The following is an 18,786-nucleotide window of genomic DNA, read 5'->3' as shown; positions in this document are numbered from 1 at the left end:
ATGCTGGACCTGGGCCGGCGGATCGCCGCCCACGCCCGGATCGGCGACGTAATCGCGCTGGAAGGTGGGTTGGGCGCTGGCAAGACGACGCTGGCGCGCGGGATGTTGGAAGCGCTCGGGCTGGAGGGCGAAGCGCCCAGTCCCAGCTTTGCGATCGTCCAGCCCTATGACGTGCCGGAAGTGCGCCTGCCGGTCGCCCATGTCGATCTGTACCGGCTGGATGATGCGGCGGAGGCCGAGGAACTGGCGCTGGGCGACTATCTGATGGACAGCCTGCTCATCATCGAATGGCCCGACCGGTTGGGCGACGCCCTATGGTCACACGCCCTGCGGCTCAGCATCGACTTTGCAGGCGATGACGCGCGGCGCTTGACAGCGGCCGTGCCGGACGCTTGGACGGAGCGATGGTCACAGATATGATCCCCCCCGCCGCCGCGCCCGCCTTCCTCGCCGACGCGGGATGGGGTGACGCCGCCATCGTACCGCTCGCCGGCGACGCCTCCTTCCGCCGCTATTTTCGCGTGCTGGACGGCGGCCGTCGCGCCGTGCTGATGGACGCGCCGCCGCCGCATGAAGACCCGCGGCCGTTCATAGCGATCGCCGAACATCTGCTGGCAGACGGCTTTGCCGCGCCGCAGATATTGGCGCGCGATCTGGAGCAGGGGCTGGTGCTGATCGAGGATTTCGGCGACTTGCGGGTCAAGGAGCATCTGGACGCCGATCCGGCGGAGGAACTGGCGACCTATGCCCGCGCGATCGACCTGCTGGCCGACCTGCACTGCCTGCCCGCGGCGCAGGTGCCGCCCTATGACCGCGCCGTTTATCAGCGCGAGGTCGGGCTGCTGACAGACTGGTATTGCCCGGCGATCGGGCTGGATGTGGATGCCCACGCCTATGTGCGGGCGTGGGATGCTGTTCTGCCCATCGTGGAGCAGTCCGCCAGCCCGACGGTAACGGTGCTGCGCGATTATCATGCCGAAAATATCATGTTGATCGACCGCGACGCTTCGCATGGCCTGGGCTTGCTCGATTTTCAGGACGCGCTGGCGGGCCATCCGGCCTATGATCTTGTGTCGCTGTTGCAGGATGCCCGCCGCGATGTGCCGGAGGCGGTCGAGGCGGCTATGCTGGCCCATTACAAGGCGGTCGCCATTCCGCCCGCCGATTTCGACGCCGCCTATGCGGTGTTGGGCGCGCAGCGTAACGCCAAGATCATCGGCATCTTCACCCGGCTGTGGAAACGCGACGGCAAGCCGCGCTACCTGTCTTTCCTGCCGCGCATGTGGGGATTGCTGGAGCGCGACCTGGCTCATCCGGCGCTGGCACCGGTCGCCGACTGGTTCGCCGCCAACATCCCCGCCGACCAGCGCCACCATGCGCTTGCGGAGTTCGCCCCCGAATGATCGACACCGCCATGCTGATGGCCGCCGGGCTGGGCAAGCGGATGCGTCCGCTCACCGCGACCCGGCCCAAGCCGCTGGTCAAGGTGGCGGGCAAGCCGCTTATGGATCATGCGCTCGACCGGCTGGAGGCGGGCGGCATCAAGACTGTGGTCGTCAACGTCCATTATCTGGCCGACACGGTCGAGGCGCATCTCAGGGCGCGCAAATGCGGGCTGGATTTCGTCCTTTCGGACGAGCGGGCCAAGCTGCTGGAAACCGGCGGCGGGCTTATCCGGGCGAAGCCGCTGCTGGGCGACAAGCCCTTCATCTGCGCCAATAGCGACAATCTGTGGATCGACGGTGCGCAGGAGACGCTGGGCATGATGCAGCGGATCTGGAACCCGGAGCGGATGGACGCGCTGCTGTTGCTGGTGCCTTTGGCCCGCGCGACCTGCCACACGGGGCCTGGCGATTTCCACATGGATGCCAATGGCCGGTTGAGCCGGCGCAAGACCGCCTATGTCGCGCCCTTCGTCTTTACCGGGGTTCAAATATTGTCGCCGTCGCTGCTGGTCGATCCGCCGGGCGACGTGTTTTCCACCAATATCTTTTGGAACCGCGCGATCGAAGCGGGGCGGCTCTATGGCGTGTCGCATCAGGGGCTGTGGTTCGACGTCGGCACGCCCCAGGCCATTCCGGTGGTGGAGTCGATGCTCGCTCATGGGTGAAAAGACGCGCCCCGCGCTCTTCACGATACCGGCGCATCGCGCCTTCGCCGATGCGCTGGCGGCGGGGCTGCTGGCGCAGCATCGGGGGCATCCCATGGCGCTGGCGCAGGGCATGGTCTTGTTGCCCAACAACCGCGCGATCCGGGCGGTCAGCGACGCCTTTGTGCGCCAATCGGGCGGCGGACTGCTGCTGCCCCGGCTGGTCGCAATCGGCGACCCAGACCTGGGCGAGCAGGTGGGCGGCGCGCTCGATCCGCTGGGGGAGGCCGACCCCGTCCCGCCCGCGATCGCGCCGATGCGCCGCCAGATGATTCTCGCGCGCATGGTGCAGGATGCGCATCCGGGTATCGACGCGGGTCAGGCGCTGCTGCTGGGACAGGCGCTGGGCGCGGTGCTGGACCAGATGCAGGTGGAGCGCGTGCCGGTGAGCGCCCTGCGCACGCTGGCGCTGTCCGACGAACTGTCGAGACATTGGCAGACATCGCTGACGATGTTCGAGATATTGATCGCCCGCTGGCCCGGCGAGCTGGCGCGGACCGGGTGCATCGACCTCGCCGACCGGCGCAATCGGCTGTTCGACCGGCTGGCGGCACGCTGGAAGGACCATCCGCCGTCGGGCTTCGTCGTTGCAGCGGGCCTGTCGACCACCGCACCGGCCGTCGCCAACTTGCTGCGCCGGATCGGTATGATGCCGAAAGGCATGGTGGTGTTCGCCGGCCTCGACCAGCATATGGACGATCCGGCCTGGGACGCGATCGGCCCGTTCGATCCCGATCCGGTCACCGGCTGCGCGCCGCAGGGCCATGAAAGCCATCCCCAATATGCGCTCAAGCGCCTGCTCGACCGCATGAGCGCGACGCGGGACGATGTCGCTTTATGGCGTTGGGGCAGCGAACATGATGCGCGGGCGGTGCGCGGGCGCAACATCTCCAACGCCATGCTGCCGCCCAGGCTGACGAGCCGCTGGCGCGACCTGAAGACCGCCGACCGATCGCTGGCGGGGGTGGAGGCGCTGGAAGTGGCGACGCCGGGCGAGGAGGCGCAGGCCATCGCCATTGCACTGCGCGAGGCGCTGGAGACGCCGGAACGGACCGCCGCTTTGGTGACGCCCGACCGGCAACTGGCTACACGGGTGTCGGCGCATCTGCGCCGCTGGGGCATCGAGGCGGACGATTCGGCGGGCCTGCCGCTGTCGCGCCTGCCGCCCGGCACTTTGTTGATCGCCATGGCGCAGGCGGTGGCGGAGCGGTTTGCGCCGGTGGCGCTGCTCACCCTGCTCAAACATCCGCTGGTGATGCGGGGCGAATGGCGTCTGGCTTGGCTGGAAGGGGTGCGCGCTCTCGACCTGCTGCTGCGCGGGCCGCGGCCCCAGGCGGGGTTGGTTGGTATCGACCTGCTGATGCATCCGCGCCCCGACGATCGGCAGAGGGTGTTGCGGGATCAGGTGCGAGACTGGTGGCCGACGGCGCGCGCCTTGCTGGAGCCGCTGGAGAGCGCCTTTATCGCCGCCGCCGACCTGAGCGGACAATTGGCGGCGCTGCGTGAACAGGCAGGTGCGCTCTCAAACGATGCCGTCTGGGCGGGCCATCAGGGCCACGCCGCCGCCGACCTGTTCGCCGAAATGGAGGCCGCCTCGCCCGAAGGCCCGCGGCAGGCCGATCCGCGCGCCTTGCCGGTGTTGCTCGACCATATGCTCGGCGGCGTGTCGGTGCGCCCGCCCCAGGGCGGCCATCCGCGCATTACGATATTGGGCCTGATCGAGGCGCAGCTGACGCAGGCCGACCTCATGATCCTGGGCGGCCTCAATGAAGGCACATGGCCGGGCCTGCCGTCACCCGACCCTTGGCTCGCGCCGCGCATCCGGCGCGAATTGGGACTGCCGGGGCTGGAGACGCGGATTGGCCTGGCCGCGCATGATTTTGCCGGGGCGTTGGGCGCGCCGCATGTCCTGATCACCCGCGCGCGCCGGGGCAGCGGCGGGCCGGCGGTGGCGTCGCGCTTCTGGCTGCGGCTGAAGGCGATGGCCGGACCGCAATGGAAGACGGCGGATCGTTATGCGACGCTGGCGCAGGCGATTGACGCGCCGGGCCGGCATAGCCCCGCCGACCGTCCCGCGCCCGCGCCGCCTGCATCAGTTCGGCCCAATGTGATCCCGGTCACCGATGTCGATCGACTGAAGGCGGACCCCTATGCCTTCTACGCCAAGCGGGTTTTACGCCTCAATCGGCTCGATCCCGTCGATGCCGATGCCGGACCGGCCTGGCGCGGGACGGCGGTCCACGACATTCTCCAGCGCTGGGCGGAGGCGGGCACGCTCGACCCCGCCGATCTGGAATCGCGCGCCCGCGCCATGTTCGATCAGCCCGAAGTCCATCCCCTGCTCAAAGCGCTGTGGCAGCCGCGCCTAATCGAGGCGATCCGCTGGATCGCAGCGCAGGTCGCCAGCGACAAGGCGGAGGGCCGCACCATATTGGCGGTGGAGAAGGAAGGCCGCGCCGACATCGCCGGGGTCACGCTGATGGGCAAGGCCGACCGGATCGATCGGCTGGCCGACGGGCGCATCGGCATCATCGATTACAAGACCGGCAAACCACCCAGCGCGCGTCAGGTGAAGGCGGGCTTTTCGCTGCAACTGGGGCTGCTCGGCATCATCGCGGAACTGGGCGGGTTCGACGGCCTTGGTCCCAATCCGCAAGCAGGCGACTTCGAATATTGGTCACTTGCCAAAAAGGGCGACCAGTTCGGCTATCGCGAACGGCCGGTCGATCCGATGGGCAAGCGCGACAAGATCGTCACCGACCAGTTTACCGCGCACGCCCATGAACATTTCGAGGCGGTGGCTGATGCCTTCCTGCTTGGAACCACCCCCTTCCGCGCGGAAATCAACCCCGAAGTCGCCAATTATGGCGATTATGACCAGCTGATGCGGCTGGAGGAATGGTATGGCCGCGACGATGGCTAAGACCCGCGCGCTGCAAAAGTTGCTGGGCGATCAGGCCCGCGCCGCCGCGCCCGACGCCCATGTCTGGCTGTCGGCATCGGCAGGCACCGGCAAGACCCATGTGCTGACCGCGCGCGTCTTCCGCCTGCTGTTGCAGGGCGTGCGGCCGGAAAATATCCTTTGCCTGACCTTCACCAAGGCGGGCGCGGCGGAAATGGCCGATCGTATCCATGATCGCCTGGCTGCCTGGGTGCAGATGGATGGCATCGACCTGGCCAAGGATCTGATGGCGCTGGGCGAGGATCATGGGCCGGAGCAGCAGGATCAGGCCCGCCGGCTCTTTGCCGAAGTGCTGGAATCGACCGGCGGCGGGCTGCGCATCCAGACCATCCACGGCTTTTGCCAGCAATTGCTGACCGCCTTTCCGCTGGAAGCCGACCTGACGCCGGGCTTTCGCCCGCTCGACCAGCGCGAACAATCCAGCCTGGCGCGGCAGACCCTGGCCGACATGGCGGTGCGGGCGCATGACGGGGACGATGACGCGCTGATCGGCGCGTTGCAGGCGATCAGCCTGCGGCTGGGTGAGGGCGGGGCGGAGCAGTTTCTTTTGCGCTGCGCGGCGAAGGGCGATGCGCTGAACGACCTGCCCGACGCGATCGGGCCGTGGCTGGCGACAGAGTTGGAGATGCCTGAAGGCGATATCGATCAATGGCTTGGCGACCAATGTTCGGACGCGATGTTCGATATGCGCACGCTGGACGGGATCGTGCGCGCCAATGTCGAATGGGGCAAGGGGCGCGGGCTGGAACGGTGCGACCGTATCGCCGCCTGGCGTGGGCTGGACGCTGTGGGGCGGGCGACGACGCTGGCGGACCTCCATCGCGCCTGGAGCAAGGCGGACGGTGATTTTCTAGAGAGCAAGGGCTTCGTTCCGCCGATCGACGGCTATGGCGAGATGGCCAAGCGGCTTTACGACACATGCGGCGCGCTGATCGCGATGAAGCTGCGCGCCGATTATGCCGCATTGCTGGGCCAGGCGCTCCATGCCGGGCGGGCCTATGCGCGCGATTATGCCCAGGCGAAGCGGCTGGCGGGCGCGGTCGATTTCGACGATCTGATCGCCCGCACTGCCGCCCTGCTGGAACAGCCGGGCATCGCCGAGTGGATACGCTACAAGCTGGACCAGCGGATCGACCATATTTTGGTGGATGAGGCGCAGGACACCAACGCCGCGCAATGGCGGATCGTCCGCACCCTGGCCGAAGAGTTTTTCGCAACCGAATGGGACGCGGGGCAAAAGGTCCGCACTATCTTCACCGTGGGCGATTTCAAACAGGCGATCTTTGGCTTCCAGGGCACCAGCCCGGCCAATTTCGCAGCCGCCCGTATCCTGTTCCAACGCGACGCGGACCAATCTGGGCATGATTTCTTCAACCTGTCGCTCGACCAGAGTTTTCGCTCGACGCCCGCCGTGCTGGACGTGGTGGACCGCACCATCTCGACGCTGCGCGCCGAACGGCTGGGCATGGACGCAGGCGAGGTGCGCCATGTCAGCGCCAATCGTCATCCAGGCGAGGTGCAATTGTGGAAGCCGGTCGTCGCCGGCCTGTCCGAAGATGCGGAAGGCGAGGAGGATTGGGCCGCCGATCAGGAACGGGTGCTGGCCGGCAAGATCGCGCGGCAGATCAAACAGTGGATCGACGATGGGCTGATGCTGGAAAGCCGGGGGCGGCCGGTGCGCGCGGGCGACATCATGATCCTGGTGCGCCGCCGCAGCGAACTGGCGCGGCTGATCGTCGCGCGGCTTTATGAGGAGAAGGTAGCGGTGGCCGGGATCGACCGGCTGCGGCTGAACGCGCCGCTGGCGGTGCGCGACCTGCTCGCCGCGCTGCGCTTTGCGGTGCAGCCGGAGGATGAATTGAACCTTGCCTCGCTGCTCGTGTCGCCGCTGATCGGCTGGACGCAGGACGAACTGATGGTGCGGCTGATCGGCCGCAAAGGCGGCCTGTGGCGGCATCTCCAGCAGACGATGGACGATGCGACTTTGAAGCCGCTGCGCGATCTGCTGGCGGTGGCGGATTTCACCACCCCCTATCGCTATCTGGAGGCGATATTGTCCGGCCCGATGGACGGCCGCAGGCGGCTGGTCGAACGACTGGGGACCGAGGCCGCCGATCCGATCGAGGAATTGCTGAATGCCGCGCTCGCCTTCGAAAGCGACGATCATCCTTCGCTCCAGCGCTTCATCGACTGGTTCGACCGGGGCGAGGTGGAGATCGTGCGCGATGCCGCGGCGCAGGGCGACAATCTGCGCCTGCTGACCGTGCATGGCGCAAAGGGGCTGCAAGCGCCGATCGTTATCCTGGCCGACGCCTGCCTCGATCCCGATGCCGGCAATCGATCGGATTCGCTGCTGTGGAACGGCCTGCCGATCCTGGCCCCGCGCAAGGCCGAACGGCAGGGACCGATTGGCGAGGTTGCAGAAGCCGCCGCGCAAGTGGAGCGGGAGGAGCATTGGCGGCTGCTCTATGTCGCGCTGACCCGCGCGGAGGAAAAGCTGGTCGTCGCCGGATCGCTCGGCCCCCGCGCCAAGGGGGAGGTGAAGCCGGAAAGCTGGTATGCGGCGGTCGAAGGCGCGATGATTTCGCTGGGTGCCGATTGGCAAGCCGATCCGCTGTGGGGCGGGGTGCGCCTCTGGCGCGGGACCGAGCAGCTGGAACCGCGCAAGGCGGAGGCGGAAGAGGCACGCGCATCGATGCCGATCGTCCAGCCCGTCTGGCTGCGCGAGCCGGCTCCGGCCGAATCGCGTCCGCCCCGGCCGCTCGCGCCGTCCGCCCCGGTGGAGGATGACGTGCCCTATCCGCCGCCGACGCAGGCGATGCGCGCCGCGGCCGAACGGGGGCGCTGGCTCCATGCTCTGTTCGAACGGCTGCCCGACCTGCCCGCCGATCGGCGACGCGATGCGGCAGATCGCTGGCTGGTCCAGCAGGGCGTAGCCGATGCCGCGCAACGTCATGACGTCATCGACCAGGCGATCAAGGTGATCGACGCGCCGGACTTCGCCGCGCTGTTCGGCCCCGACGCGCTGGCCGAGGCGCCGATCGCCGCCGTGGTGGGGGAGGCGGTGATCGCCGGCACCGTCGATAGGCTGTGCATCGGCGCGGATCGCATCCAGCTGGTCGATTTCAAGACCGGGCGGGTCGCGCCGCTCACCCTGGCCGAAGTGCCGACCGCTCATATCCGGCAGATGGCCGCCTATGTCGCGGCGCTGGGCGTGATCTTTCCCGACCGGGCGATCGAGGCGGGGCTGCTCTACACCAGCGCGCCGCGCCTGATCGTCCTGCCGCCCGCTCTGCTGGCGGCACACAAGCCGGGACTCGGGCCGCTGGCGGCGCACAAGCCGGGCTATGTGCCCGCGCAGGAGAATTTGCTGCTCTCGCCCGTTGAGCCAGATGCGCGCCCGTCCTAGATAGGCTGCAACATAAGGAGACTCTCATGGCCACCAAGGCAGTTACCGACCTCAGCTTCAAGGCCGACGTCATCGATTCCGACAAGCCCGTCCTCGTCGATTTCTGGGCCGAATGGTGCGGTCCGTGCAAGATGATCGGCCCGGCCCTGGAGGAAATTTCCGAGGAACTGGGCGACCGCGTGTCGATCGTGAAGGTCAACATCGATGAAAATCCCGATGCGCCTGGCCAATATGGCGTGCGCGGCATCCCGACGATGATCCTGTTCAAAAATGGCGAAGCGGCCGCGACCAAAGTCGGCGCGGCGCCCAAGAGCGCGCTCAAGGGCTGGATCGAAAGCGTTCTCTGAAACTTTTCCGTTCGTCCTGAGTAGCCATTGAGCGAAGTCGAAATGGCGTATCGAAGGATGCTTCGATACGGGACTTCGACTTCGCTCAGTCCCTACTCAGCACGAACGGGTCGCTTGGACGTGCAAGGTTCATGTCAGCGGGATCATCACCGACTGGGCATAGGCATGGCGGGCGCGAAGCCTGTCATACCAGGCGCGCACATGCGGCACATCGGGCCGCTCCATGTCGAGCGTGAAGAACGTGTGAGCATAGACGCCCATCGGCACATCCGCGACACCGAAAGCGACACCTGAAAGCCAAGGCTGCACCGCGAGCGTCCGGTCGAGGATTTTCATGGCCGCGCCCGATGCTGCTGCGGACTTGGCCAGCAACTGTCCATCTCGCTGTTCGGGCGAGTGTCGCACCAGTTGCAGGAAAGCGTCGCGCTGGGCGTCGGCGAAGGCGAATTGCCAGTCCATCCACTTGTCGCCCTGCGCCCGCTCCGCCGGGTTGGCGGGCCAAAGGGCCGGGGCATGGCGCGCCGCCAGATAGCGCAAAATCGCGTTGGATTCCCACAGCATGACGTCGCCATCCTCGACCGTGGGGATCAGCGCATTGGGGTTCTTCGCGAGATAATCCGCGCTCATGCCATAGGCGCCGCCGACGTCATGGCGGACATAGGGCAGGCTGATTTCATCGGCGAACCACACGACTTTCTTAACATTGTGGGAGTTCAACCGGCCCCAGATCGTCAGCATGGCATGTCCCTTTATCCAAATAGCGTCGCGGCCGCCTTGTCCCACAGCCGGGGCGAGGATGCGCCCATCAACCCGCGCCGCAGGTCGCCCACGACATAGGGCGTTCCGTCGGTGCGCTGGCAGCAGCCGCCCGCTTCATTGACGAACAAGGTGCCCGCCGCATGATCCCAGGGCAAAGTCCGCGCGAACACCGACACGTCATTCTGTCCCAGCACCAGCCGCGGATATTGCTCCGCGGCGCAACGGGGAATGTCCACCAGCGTAAAGATGGCCTGCGACCGGCGCTCCATATCGGCGCGTTCTTCAGCGGACATGAAGAAGGTCGCCAGCGCCGCGATCGGCAGCGCGCCGCCGGTTTCGCGCGCCTCCACCTGGTTGCCATCGACATGGCTGCCGCCGCCCAGCATCGCGTGGCACAGCCGCCCGGTCAGCGGATCGAGTATCCAGCCCGCCAGCGTCGTGCCAGCATCGGCCAGGGCGATGATGATACCGAAAGGCGATTTGCCCGCGGCGAAATTGCCGGTGCCGTCGATCGGGTCGATGATCCAGTTGAGCCCATCGCCCGCCCGGTCGAGGATCGCCGGGTCGGCGGCGCAGGCTTCCTCGCCGATGATCCCGGCGTCTGGCAGGATGGCGGCCAAGCCTTCGGCCAGCCGGACCTCGCTTTCCTTGTCGGCGATGGTGACGAAATCGTTCGCCGCCTTCTCGCTGATCTCGTCGCTGGCCAGATTTTGGTAGCGCGGCATGACGATGTCGCGTCCGACCTGCCGCATCAGCGCGACGACGGGATCGTGCAGCGCCAGCATCAGCTGCGGTAATCGGCGTTGATCGAGATGTAGCCGTGGGTCAGGTCGCAGGTCCACACCTGCGCCCGGCCTTCGCCCAGGCCCAGATCAACGCCGATCTGGATATCCTGTCCTTTGAGATGGGCCGCCACCGGGGCTTCGTCATAGCCCTCGACCGCCAGGCCGCCGGTCGCTACCTGCGTCGCGCCGAAGCGGATCGACAATGTGTCGCGGTCTGCGGGTTCGCCGGCCTTGCCCACGGCCATGACGATACGGCCCCAATTGGCGTCCTCGCCCGCGATCGCGGTCTTCACCAACGGCGAGTTGGCGATGGAGAGGGCGATACGATGGGCGCTGGCGTCGCTCTCCGCGCCCTCCACCATGATATCGATGAACTTGGTCGCGCCTTCGCCGTCGCGCACTACCAGATGGGCCAGTTGGCGGCAGAGGTCATGCAGCGCCGCGTGGAAAGCGTCCGCCCCGGCATCGTCCATGCTGGTGATCGGCGCATGGCCCGCCTTGCCGGTGGCGAAGGCCAGCACGGTGTCGCTGGTGGAGGTATCGCTATCGACCGTGATGCAGGAGAAGCTCTTGCGGTTCGCCGCCGACAGCATGTGTTGCAACAGGGTAGGTTCGATCGCCGCGTTGGTGAAGATATAGCCCAGCATCGTCGCCATGTCGGGCGCGATCATGCCCGACCCCTTGATGATGCCGACCAGCTCGACCCGCGTGTCGCCGATCATGGCGGACACATGGGCGCCCTTGGGATAGGTATCGGTGGTGCCGATCGTGGTCGCGGCCTCTTCCCAGCCGCAGGGCGCGGCGGTGAAGGCGGCTTCCAGACCCGCTTCGGCCTTGTCGATCGGCAAAGGCACGCCGATCACACCGGTCGATGAGACGAAGATGTCCGATGGCAGGCAGCCGAGGTGATTGGCGACCTTGGCCGCGATCGCCTCCACAGCCGCGCGACCGCGATGGCCGGTAAAGGCGTTGGCGTTGCCGGCATTGACCACCAGTGCGCGCGCCGAACCGAGCGGGATGGCGTCGCGGCACCATTCGACTTCGGGCGAGGGGCATTTGCTCTGCGTCGTGACACCGGCGACGGCGGTGCCCGCGTCCAGCTCGACATAGGTGAGGTCGCAGCGATCCCAGGCCTTATATCCGGCGCGGGCCGTGCGCAGCGTCACGCCTGCAATCGACGGCAGCGGAGGGAAGGCGGCGGGGGCGAGGGGGGAGCGGTCGGTCATGGCGCGCGAAATGGGACAAAATCGGGCGAGGGTCAATCTTTCCGCGAAGCGACCGGGGCAGACGGCCGCATATATAAGCGACCCACCCCATCGGGCATCGCCACCATGCGATAGCCGCGCTGGCGGGCATAGGCGACCAGCGCGTCGTCGGGGCGCAGCGGCAATTTGCGGGTGCCGCCTTCGTAGCCGGTCAGGATGGCGGCGGGCGGATCGCGGTCCATGTCGCCCAGCGTCGCCGGGATCATGGCGTGAACCTGCCGCGCCAGCACCGGCCCCATCGTCCAGCCGGTACGCCAGGCGAACGGTCCGGGGGCAAAGCGCGGGTCGAGGGCGAGGCCGCTGCCCAGGATCATATGCGGCGACAGGGTGACGACGTCGTCGCCTTGACCCATCGCGCGCACGCTCGCCCCAGCCCAGCGCGCGGCGGCGTCCGCCTCCAGCACCGGCGATCCGCTTCGCAGCATCGCCACCACATGCCGGGTGGCGGCCAACATGCCGGGAATGGCGGCGAGGCAGAGCAGGCCGAGCAGCGCCTGACGGGGCGCAAAGGGCCAGCGCCGCGCGTCGTCGAGCAGATAGCCGAGCGCCAGCGCCAGCGGCGGCAGCAAGGGCATGACATATTGGACCTGCGATGGCGTCGGCATCGCCGCGCCGATCAGCGCGCCGACCGTCATCCAGATCGCCAGTCGCCGTCCGGGCGAACGCACGCGCCGGCGGGTCATGATCCAGTTGGCCGACAACAGGAGCAAGGCGGCGAGCGCCGGTCCTTTCCACAGATATTTGAGCAGGTCGGTCAGTTTTTCGATCGTCGCCAGTTCATCGAACGCGCCATTGGCCGCGTACCAGGCATGGGGCGCGGTCGCGCCGAAGGTCAGCACGCCGTAGAAGAAGGCGTCGGGGTCGAGCGCCCAGGCTATCAGCATCGGCGTCATACCCGCCACCGCGCCAGCCGCCAGCCAGCAGGCAGCGCGCAGGCCACAACGCCCGCCCGCGCTGATGACGAACAGACCGGTCATCAGCCCCAGCGGCGCGAAATTGAGCTTCGTCGCGATGGCAAGGCCAAATAGCAATCCGGCCGCGAACCAATAGCGACGCCCACAATGGCGCAGCGCGAGCAGGCTGACCAGCAGCGCCATGGACGACAGCCAAGTCGGCAACATGTCGTTGCGCACCACCGCGCCGGTGAACTGGAAGGCGGCGGTCGCGCCGACGAGCAAGGTCGCGATAGCGGCGCTGTCGCGCGAAATGCCGGCGATCCGCTGTCCTGCCCATAGTGTCGCCAGGGTGCCAAGCGCGGTAACGGCCGTGGCCAGCCGCATCGCCACCACCATATGATCGGGGAACAGCCAAACGATCGGCGCGAAGGTCCAGCTGTGCAGCGGCGGCTGGAGATAGAGGAAATCGCGGAAAATCAGCAGGCGGCTGCTGAAATAGGCGCCGGCGACATATTGGCTTTCGTCATGGTCGAACGGAGTCGCAATCGCCGTCAGGCCGAACCATAGGATCAGCGCCATCGCGACCAGCGCGGCGACCGGCAGGGCGCGGCGGCGCACCGTCGCCAGGACGATTGAACGATACACTATGCGACCCTTGCTCTTGTCGCGCTCTTGTGGCGCAGCTTGCGCGAAGTGCAACGCCTTCGCGTTGGCATGACGCCACCGCCCGACCAAAGCCGCCTGCCACAGGATTTTGACGAACCTGCGACAGATTGGGTTAAGCCGCTGTCTGATTGACTAAAGGATGTGCCGTGCCTAAATCGCGGCGCATATCCGCGCGCGCTTCTGACAAGGGGGGGCGTGCCCCTTACGAAATTAGGAAATCGCATGTTCGGCGCACTCGCCAAGTCCATCTTCGGATCGTCCAACGAACGCTATGTGAAGTCGCTGGGCAAGACCGTAGACCAGATCGCCGCCTTCGAACCGGCGATGCAGGCCATGAGCGACGAGGAACTGGTCGGCCAGACGGCGAAGTTCCGCGAACGGCTGGCCAATGGCGAGACGCTGGACGATTTACTGCCCGAAGCCTTCGCCACGGTGCGCGAAGCGGGCGTGCGCGTGCTGGGGATGCGCCATTTCGACGTGCAGATGGTCGGCGGCATGGTGCTGCATCGCGGTGAAATCGCCGAAATGCGGACGGGTGAGGGCAAGACGCTGGTCGCGACACTGGCGACCTATCTGAACGCATTGCAGGGCAAGGGCGTCCATGTCGTTACCGTGAACGACTATCTGGCCAGCCGCGATTGCGAATGGATGGGCCAGGTCTATCGTTTCCTGGGCCTGACCACCGGCGTCATCGTGCCGAACATCAGCGAGGACCAGCGGCGCGCAGCCTATGCCGCGGACATCACCTACGCGACGAACAACGAACTGGGCTTCGACTATCTGCGCGACAATATGAAATATGATCGCGCATCGATGGTCCAGCGGCCGTTCAACTATGCGATCGTGGACGAAGTCGATTCGATCCTGATCGACGAAGCGCGCACGCCGCTCATCATCTCCGGCCCGACCGACGACAAGTCGGAACTGTATGTTTCGGTCGACGCGATCGTGAAGCAGCTGGTCGAGGATGATTATGAGAAGGACGAGAAGCAGCGCACCGTCACGCTGACCGAGGACGGCACCGAGAATATCGAGCGCCTGCTGGAAACCGCGGGGCTGCTCCAGGGCAGCAACCTCTACGATTTCGAAAATACGCAGGTCGTCCATCATGTGAACCAGGCGCTGCGCGCGGTCGTGATGTTCCGCCGCGACATCGATTATATCGTCAAGGACGGCAAGGTCGTCATTATCGACGAATTTACCGGTCGCATGATGGACGGACGCCGCTGGTCGGACGGCCTGCACCAGGCGGTAGAAGCCAAGGAAGGCGTCCAGATCGAGCCGGAGAACCAGACGCTGGCGTCCGTCACCTTCCAGAATTATTTCCGCATGTATCCCAAGATTTCGGGCATGACCGGCACCGCTTCGACCGAAGCGACCGAATTCTACGAAATCTACAAGATGAACGTCGTCACCATCCCGACCAACAAGCCGGTGCAGCGGGTGGACGAACAGGATAGCTTCTACAAGAATATCGAGGACAAGTTCCGCGGCATCGCCAAGACGATCAAAGAACATGCTGAAAAGGGCCAGCCCGTGCTGGTCGGCACCGTGTCGATCGAAAAGTCCGAGATGCTGTCCGAATTCCTCAATCAGGAAGGCGTACCCCACGCGGTCCTCAACGCCCGCTTCCATGAGAGCGAAGCGCATATCGTGGCCCAGGCCGGGCGCAAAGGCGTGGTGACGATCGCCACCAACATGGCGGGCCGCGGCACCGACATCCAGTTGGGCGGTAACCTGGAACTGCGGGTCGAGGACGAATTGCGCGATGTGCCCGAAGGGCCGGAGCGCGACGCCGCGATCGAGCGTATCCGGGCCGAAATCGCCGCCGAAAAGGCCGAAGTGCTGGCGGCAGGCGGCCTGTTCGTGCTGGCGACCGAGCGCCATGAAAGTCGTCGGATCGATAACCAGTTGCGGGGCCGTTCGGGCCGTCAGGGCGATCCGGGCCTTTCGCGCTTCTACCTCAGCCTCGACGATGACCTGATGCGCATCTTCGGCCCGGACACGATGTTCGCCAAGATGATCCGGTCTAACCTGGAGGATGGCGAGGCATTGCCGCCGTCCAAATGGCTGAGCAAGGCGATCGAGACGGCCCAGCGCAAGGTCGAGGCCCGCAATTACGACATCCGCAAGCAGGTCGTCGAATATGACGACGTGATGAACGACCAGCGCAAGGTCATATACGAGCAGCGCGCCGACATCATGGACGCTGATACGGTCGATGATGTCGTCGCCGACATGCGCCGTGAAACGGTGAACGACCTGGTCGGCGCATCCTGCCCGCCCGGCACCTATCCCGAACAATGGGATATCGAGCGGCTGAAGGCGCGCGCGGCCGACATATTGGGTCTGGAGCCGGACTTCGACGCCTGGCTGGCCGAGGATTCGGTCGATCCAGAACTGATCGAGGAGCGGCTGTCGGCGCTGGCCGACGAAGCCGTGGCGGAGAAGGTCAGGGAGGTCGATGCAGCCGACTGGCACATGATCGAAAAATCGATCCTGCTCCAGAGCCTGGACCATCACTGGAAGGAGCATCTCTCGACGCTCGACGCGCTGCGCCAGGTGGTACATCTGCGCGCCTATGCCCAGAAAACGCCGATCAACGAATATAAGCAGGAAGCCTTCGCATTGTTCGAGCGGATGCTGGAGAATATCCGCGAGGATGTGACCGGGTCGATCGCCCGCGTGCAGTTCCGCATGGACGAAGCGCCGATGCCGCAGTTCGACCTGCCGGTGCTGCCCGATTTCATCACCACGCATATCGACCCGTTTTCGGGCGAAGATAATAGCGCAGACATCGACGGCGGCAGCTTTGGCGGCCTCACCACCACGATCCCGCGCGCGCCGGTGGGCGCTGTTGGGGAGTTCGCCAATCTGGACATCAGCCGCAATGCGCCTTGCCCCTGCGGTTCGGGCGAGAAATACAAGCATTGCCACGGCGCTCTGGCCTGAATTGAAGGGGGCGGGCAAGGTCTGCCCCCCTTTCGCGCCCAACCGATCGTTAACCAGTCGGCTTAGTCTTTTGGCAACTTTGCCCGCCGAATGTGGCCTGACTCCGGGGGGCATACCGGGAGAGAAGGCCATGGACAGCATTTCCTATCGCGCCCGCGCCGAACGCCGCCGCGAAAGCCGCTTCGCCGCTGAGGTCGGGGCGACGCTGCACTGGGACGGGATCAGCCAGCCCGTTACGATCCGCAACATCTCCATCTATGGCGCGCTGATCGCCGGCGCATGGCTCCCAACGATCGGCGAGCGGGTGACGTTGATCGCCGACGGGCTGGAGGTATGCGGCACGGTGATCTGGGAAGGGCCGGATCGCTGCGGCCTGTTGCTCAGCCATGCCATCGACCCACTCGCCGTCATTACCGAATCGCGCGTTCATGCCGTTGATCATCCACCCATCACGCTGCATCGGGTCGGCCCCGGCAGCTACGCCTAAGCGATGGCGCGATAGACTCCGAATCATACGCAAATACTATGGCGGTGGCATAGTCCTCGTCTCGCATTCCACTGCACCCACGCACTAGGTGACGTCCCGTAGCCGATCCTGCCGCCTTCCGCGGCGACGGCGTGCGGGAGAATTTTCATGCAGGACATCCTCTGGATCGGCCTCACCTTCGGCCTGGCGGCGGCCAGCCTTGGCTATGTCGCGCTTTGCGACCATGCGTGAGGAGGCAGCCATCATGACCATCGACCTCTGGCTTGCGGCGATCGCCGCGCTCGGCCTTCTTGGCTACCTCGCCGCCGTGCTTGCACGGCCCGAACGCTTTTAGGGAGGGGCAATCATGACCTTCCAGGGATGGCTGCTGATCGCGGCCTTTGTCGGCATATTACTGGCGCTTACGAAGCCGGTCGGGCTGTGGCTGTTCGCGTTGTACGAAGGGCGGCGCACGCCGCTGCATGCCGTGCTCGGCCCGGTCGAGCGGGGCTTCTATCGCCTGTCGGGGATCGACCCGACGCAGGAGCAGGGCTGGCGGCGCTATGCCGTGCACATGCTGCTCTTCAACTTCATGCTCGCGCTCTTCACCTATGCGGTTTTGCGCTTGCAGGGGCTGTTGCCGCTTAATCCGCTGGGCTTCGCGGGCACGAGCGAGCATCTGGCGTTCAACACCGCCGTCAGCTTCACGACCAACACCAACTGGCAGAGCTATGCGGGCGAATCGACGCTGTCGAACCTGTCACAGATGTTGGGCCTGGCGATCCATAATTTCCTGTCGGCAGCGACCGGCATTGCGCTCGCCTTCGCGCTGTTCCGCGGTTTTGCGCGGCGGAACGCGACGACGATCGGCAATTTCTGGGCGGATATGACGCGGGTGACGCTTTACCTGCTGCTGCCGCTGTGCATCCTCTACGCCCTGTTCCTGATCGCGAGCGGCGTGCCGCAGACGCTGGCCGGGTCGGTCGATGTGACGACGCTGGAAGGCGTCAAGCAGACGCTGGCGCTTGGCCCGGTGGCCAGCCAGGAAGCGATCAAGATGCTGGGCACCAACGGCGGCGGCTTCTTCAACGCCAACAGCGCCCATCCGTTCGAAAACCCAAATGCCGTGACGAATTTCGTCCAGATGCTGTCGATCTTCGCCATTGGCGTGGGCCTGACCTATACGTTCGGCAAGGCGGTCGGCAATGTGCGGCAGGGCTGGGCGATATTGGCGGCGATGCTGGCCATCTTCCTGGTGGGCGTCACCATCACCTATTGGCAGGAGGCTGCGGGCAACCCGATCCTGCACAATCTGGGCGTTGCCGGCGGCAATATGGAAGGCAAGGAAGTCCGCTTCGGCATCGCCGCATCGGCGCTTTTCTCGGTCGTCACCACGGCGGCCAGCTGCGGCGCGGTCAACGCCATGCATGACAGTTTCACCGCGCTGGGCGGCATGATCCCGCTGTTCAATATCCAACTGGGCGAAGTGGTGGTCGGCGGCGTCGGCGCGGGCATTTACGGCTTCCTGCTGTTCGCCATCCTCGCCGTGTTCGTCGCCGGGCTGATGGTGGGACGGACGCCGGAATATGTCGGCAAGAAGATCGAGTCGCGTGAGGTCAAGCTCGCCGTGCTGGCCATCGCGGTGCTGCCGCTGGTGATCCTGGGGATGACCGCGATCGCCAGCGTCACGCAGGCCGGGCTGGCAGGACCGCTCAACAAGGGGCCGCACGGATTTACCGAAATCCTCTACGCCTTCACCAGCGCAGTCGGGAATAACGGGTCGGCCTTTGCGGGCCTGACCGCCAACACGCCCTTCTACAATGGCATGCTGGGCGTTGCGATGTGGATCGGCCGCTTCTTCATCATCATTCCGATGCTGGCGATTGCGGGCAGCCTTGCGGCGAAATCCTATACGCCTGAAACCGCGGGCAGCTTCCCCACCACGGGGCCGCTGTGGACCGGCCTGCTGATCGGCATCGTGCTGGTTGTCGGCGGCCTGACCTTCCTGCCCAGCCTAGCCCTTGGCCCCGTCGCCGATCATCTCGCGATGATCCACGGCCAGACGTTTTAACGAAGGATCGCGCGGAAAAGTGGGCACCGGTTTTTCGCCCAAGCGATCCGTCAAACAAA

15 protein-coding genes are annotated in these 18,786 nt (G+C 65.8%); 10 read left to right on the top strand and 5 right to left on the bottom strand.

Features of this window, described 5'->3' with window-relative positions; translation table 11 throughout:
* Genes tsaE through trxA form a run of 6 tightly spaced genes read left to right on the top strand, consistent with a single transcriptional unit; the run spans position 1 to position 8,867 of the window.
* On the top strand, positions 1-420 hold the full coding sequence (gene tsaE, locus HHL08_RS14180; RefSeq protein WP_169573844.1) for a tRNA (adenosine(37)-N6)-threonylcarbamoyltransferase complex ATPase subunit type 1 TsaE: 420 nt from the start codon (positions 1-3) through the stop codon (positions 418-420).
* On the top strand, positions 417-1,403 hold the full coding sequence (locus tag HHL08_RS14175; protein WP_169573845.1) for an aminoglycoside phosphotransferase family protein: 987 nt from the start codon (positions 417-419) through the stop codon (positions 1,401-1,403). The genes tsaE and HHL08_RS14175 overlap by 4 nt, the downstream gene beginning before the upstream one ends.
* A complete protein-coding gene (locus HHL08_RS14170) occupies positions 1,400-2,110 on the top strand; it encodes a nucleotidyltransferase family protein (RefSeq protein WP_169573788.1) in 711 nt (236 codons plus the stop codon). The genes HHL08_RS14175 and HHL08_RS14170 overlap by 4 nt, the downstream gene beginning before the upstream one ends.
* Complete coding sequence (gene addB, locus HHL08_RS14165; protein ID WP_169573787.1) at positions 2,103-5,072, top strand: double-strand break repair protein AddB; 2,970 nt, start codon at positions 2,103-2,105, stop codon at positions 5,070-5,072. Before HHL08_RS14170 ends, addB begins: the two co-directional genes overlap by 8 nt.
* Complete coding sequence (gene addA / locus HHL08_RS14160; RefSeq protein ID WP_169573786.1) at positions 5,053-8,520, top strand: double-strand break repair helicase AddA; 3,468 nt, start codon at positions 5,053-5,055, stop codon at positions 8,518-8,520. The genes addB and addA overlap by 20 nt, the downstream gene beginning before the upstream one ends.
* A 26-nt stretch (positions 8,521-8,546) precedes the next feature.
* Positions 8,547-8,867 (top strand): thioredoxin, encoded by a 321-nt coding sequence (trxA, locus tag HHL08_RS14155; protein WP_088182115.1) that lies wholly within the window; start codon positions 8,547-8,549, stop codon positions 8,865-8,867.
* Between the two features lie 129 nt (positions 8,868-8,996).
* Here the strand turns inward: trxA and HHL08_RS14150 are convergent, their stop codons facing one another.
* Genes HHL08_RS14150 through HHL08_RS14135 form a run of 4 tightly spaced genes read right to left on the bottom strand, consistent with a single transcriptional unit; the run spans position 8,997 to position 13,217 of the window.
* Positions 8,997-9,605, bottom strand: a complete 609-nt coding sequence (locus HHL08_RS14150; protein WP_169573785.1) for a glutathione S-transferase family protein — start codon at positions 9,603-9,605, stop codon at positions 8,997-8,999.
* Between the two features lie 11 nt (positions 9,606-9,616).
* Positions 9,617-10,411: an inositol monophosphatase family protein gene (locus HHL08_RS14145; protein ID WP_408021781.1), complete on the bottom strand. Its 795-nt coding sequence runs from the start codon at positions 10,409-10,411 to the stop codon at positions 9,617-9,619.
* On the bottom strand, positions 10,411-11,637 hold the full coding sequence (argJ, locus tag HHL08_RS14140) for a bifunctional glutamate N-acetyltransferase/amino-acid acetyltransferase ArgJ (RefSeq protein ID WP_169573784.1): 1,227 nt from the start codon (positions 11,635-11,637) through the stop codon (positions 10,411-10,413). Before argJ ends, HHL08_RS14145 begins: the two co-directional genes overlap by 1 nt.
* A gap of 32 nt (positions 11,638-11,669) precedes the next feature.
* Positions 11,670-13,217 (bottom strand): ArnT family glycosyltransferase, encoded by a 1,548-nt coding sequence (locus tag HHL08_RS14135; RefSeq protein WP_328804662.1) that lies wholly within the window; start codon positions 13,215-13,217, stop codon positions 11,670-11,672.
* A gap of 243 nt (positions 13,218-13,460) precedes the next feature.
* On the opposite strand from HHL08_RS14135, the gene secA reads away from it, so the two are divergent.
* Together secA and HHL08_RS14125 are read left to right on the top strand one after the other, a co-directional pair.
* Positions 13,461-16,190: a preprotein translocase subunit SecA gene (gene secA, locus HHL08_RS14130; RefSeq protein ID WP_169573783.1), complete on the top strand. Its 2,730-nt coding sequence runs from the start codon at positions 13,461-13,463 to the stop codon at positions 16,188-16,190.
* 130 nt (positions 16,191-16,320) lie between these two features.
* On the top strand, positions 16,321-16,677 hold the full coding sequence (locus tag HHL08_RS14125; protein WP_169573782.1) for a PilZ domain-containing protein: 357 nt from the start codon (positions 16,321-16,323) through the stop codon (positions 16,675-16,677).
* Positions 16,678-16,761: 84 nt separating this feature from the next.
* On the opposite strand, the gene HHL08_RS14120 is transcribed toward HHL08_RS14125, so the two are convergent.
* On the bottom strand, positions 16,762-16,923 hold the full coding sequence (locus HHL08_RS14120) for a hypothetical protein (RefSeq protein ID WP_169573781.1): 162 nt from the start codon (positions 16,921-16,923) through the stop codon (positions 16,762-16,764).
* Between HHL08_RS14120 and HHL08_RS14115 the strand changes: the two genes are divergently transcribed.
* Positions 16,922-17,011 carry a potassium-transporting ATPase subunit F gene (locus HHL08_RS14115; protein ID WP_169573780.1) on the top strand — a complete coding sequence of 30 codons (90 nt, stop codon included), beginning with the start codon at positions 16,922-16,924 and terminating at the stop codon, positions 17,009-17,011. The genes HHL08_RS14120 and HHL08_RS14115 overlap by 2 nt on opposite strands.
* Positions 17,012-17,023: 12 nt before the next feature.
* Positions 17,024-18,727 carry a potassium-transporting ATPase subunit KdpA gene (gene kdpA, locus HHL08_RS14110; RefSeq protein ID WP_169573779.1) on the top strand — a complete coding sequence of 568 codons (1,704 nt, stop codon included), beginning with the start codon at positions 17,024-17,026 and terminating at the stop codon, positions 18,725-18,727.
* The last annotated feature ends 59 nt before the right edge of the window (positions 18,728-18,786 follow it).

The organism is Sphingobium psychrophilum, from assembly GCF_012927105.1.
GTDB lineage: Bacteria > Pseudomonadota > Alphaproteobacteria > Sphingomonadales > Sphingomonadaceae > Sphingobium > Sphingobium psychrophilum.
Note: the sequence above shows the minus strand (reverse complement) of the source record. Positions and strands in the feature narration are given on the sequence as shown.

What these genes read in the sequence shown, in the direction of transcription:
- tsaE (WP_169573844.1), top strand. Translation starts at nt 1, where the DNA reads ATGCTGGACCTGGGCCGGCGGATCGCCGCCCACGCCCGGATCGGCGAC.
- secA (WP_169573783.1), top strand. Translation starts at nt 13,461, where the DNA reads ATGTTCGGCGCACTCGCCAAGTCCATCTTCGGATCGTCCAACGAACGC.
- addB (WP_169573787.1), top strand. Translation starts at nt 2,103, where the DNA reads ATGGGTGAAAAGACGCGCCCCGCGCTCTTCACGATACCGGCGCATCGC.
- kdpA (WP_169573779.1), top strand. Translation starts at nt 17,024, where the DNA reads ATGACCTTCCAGGGATGGCTGCTGATCGCGGCCTTTGTCGGCATATTA.
- HHL08_RS14150 (WP_169573785.1), bottom strand. Translation starts at nt 9,605, where the DNA reads ATGCTGACGATCTGGGGCCGGTTGAACTCCCACAATGTTAAGAAAGTC.
- HHL08_RS14170 (WP_169573788.1), top strand. Translation starts at nt 1,400, where the DNA reads ATGATCGACACCGCCATGCTGATGGCCGCCGGGCTGGGCAAGCGGATG.
- addA (WP_169573786.1), top strand. Translation starts at nt 5,053, where the DNA reads ATGGCCGCGACGATGGCTAAGACCCGCGCGCTGCAAAAGTTGCTGGGC.
- HHL08_RS14145 (WP_408021781.1), bottom strand. Translation starts at nt 10,411, where the DNA reads ATGCTGGCGCTGCACGATCCCGTCGTCGCGCTGATGCGGCAGGTCGGA.
- argJ (WP_169573784.1), bottom strand. Translation starts at nt 11,637, where the DNA reads ATGACCGACCGCTCCCCCCTCGCCCCCGCCGCCTTCCCTCCGCTGCCG.
- HHL08_RS14175 (WP_169573845.1), top strand. Translation starts at nt 417, where the DNA reads ATGATCCCCCCCGCCGCCGCGCCCGCCTTCCTCGCCGACGCGGGATGG.
- HHL08_RS14120 (WP_169573781.1), bottom strand. Translation starts at nt 16,923, where the DNA reads ATGATGGCTGCCTCCTCACGCATGGTCGCAAAGCGCGACATAGCCAAG.
- trxA (WP_088182115.1), top strand. Translation starts at nt 8,547, where the DNA reads ATGGCCACCAAGGCAGTTACCGACCTCAGCTTCAAGGCCGACGTCATC.
- HHL08_RS14115 (WP_169573780.1), top strand. Translation starts at nt 16,922, where the DNA reads ATGACCATCGACCTCTGGCTTGCGGCGATCGCCGCGCTCGGCCTTCTT.
- HHL08_RS14125 (WP_169573782.1), top strand. Translation starts at nt 16,321, where the DNA reads ATGGACAGCATTTCCTATCGCGCCCGCGCCGAACGCCGCCGCGAAAGC.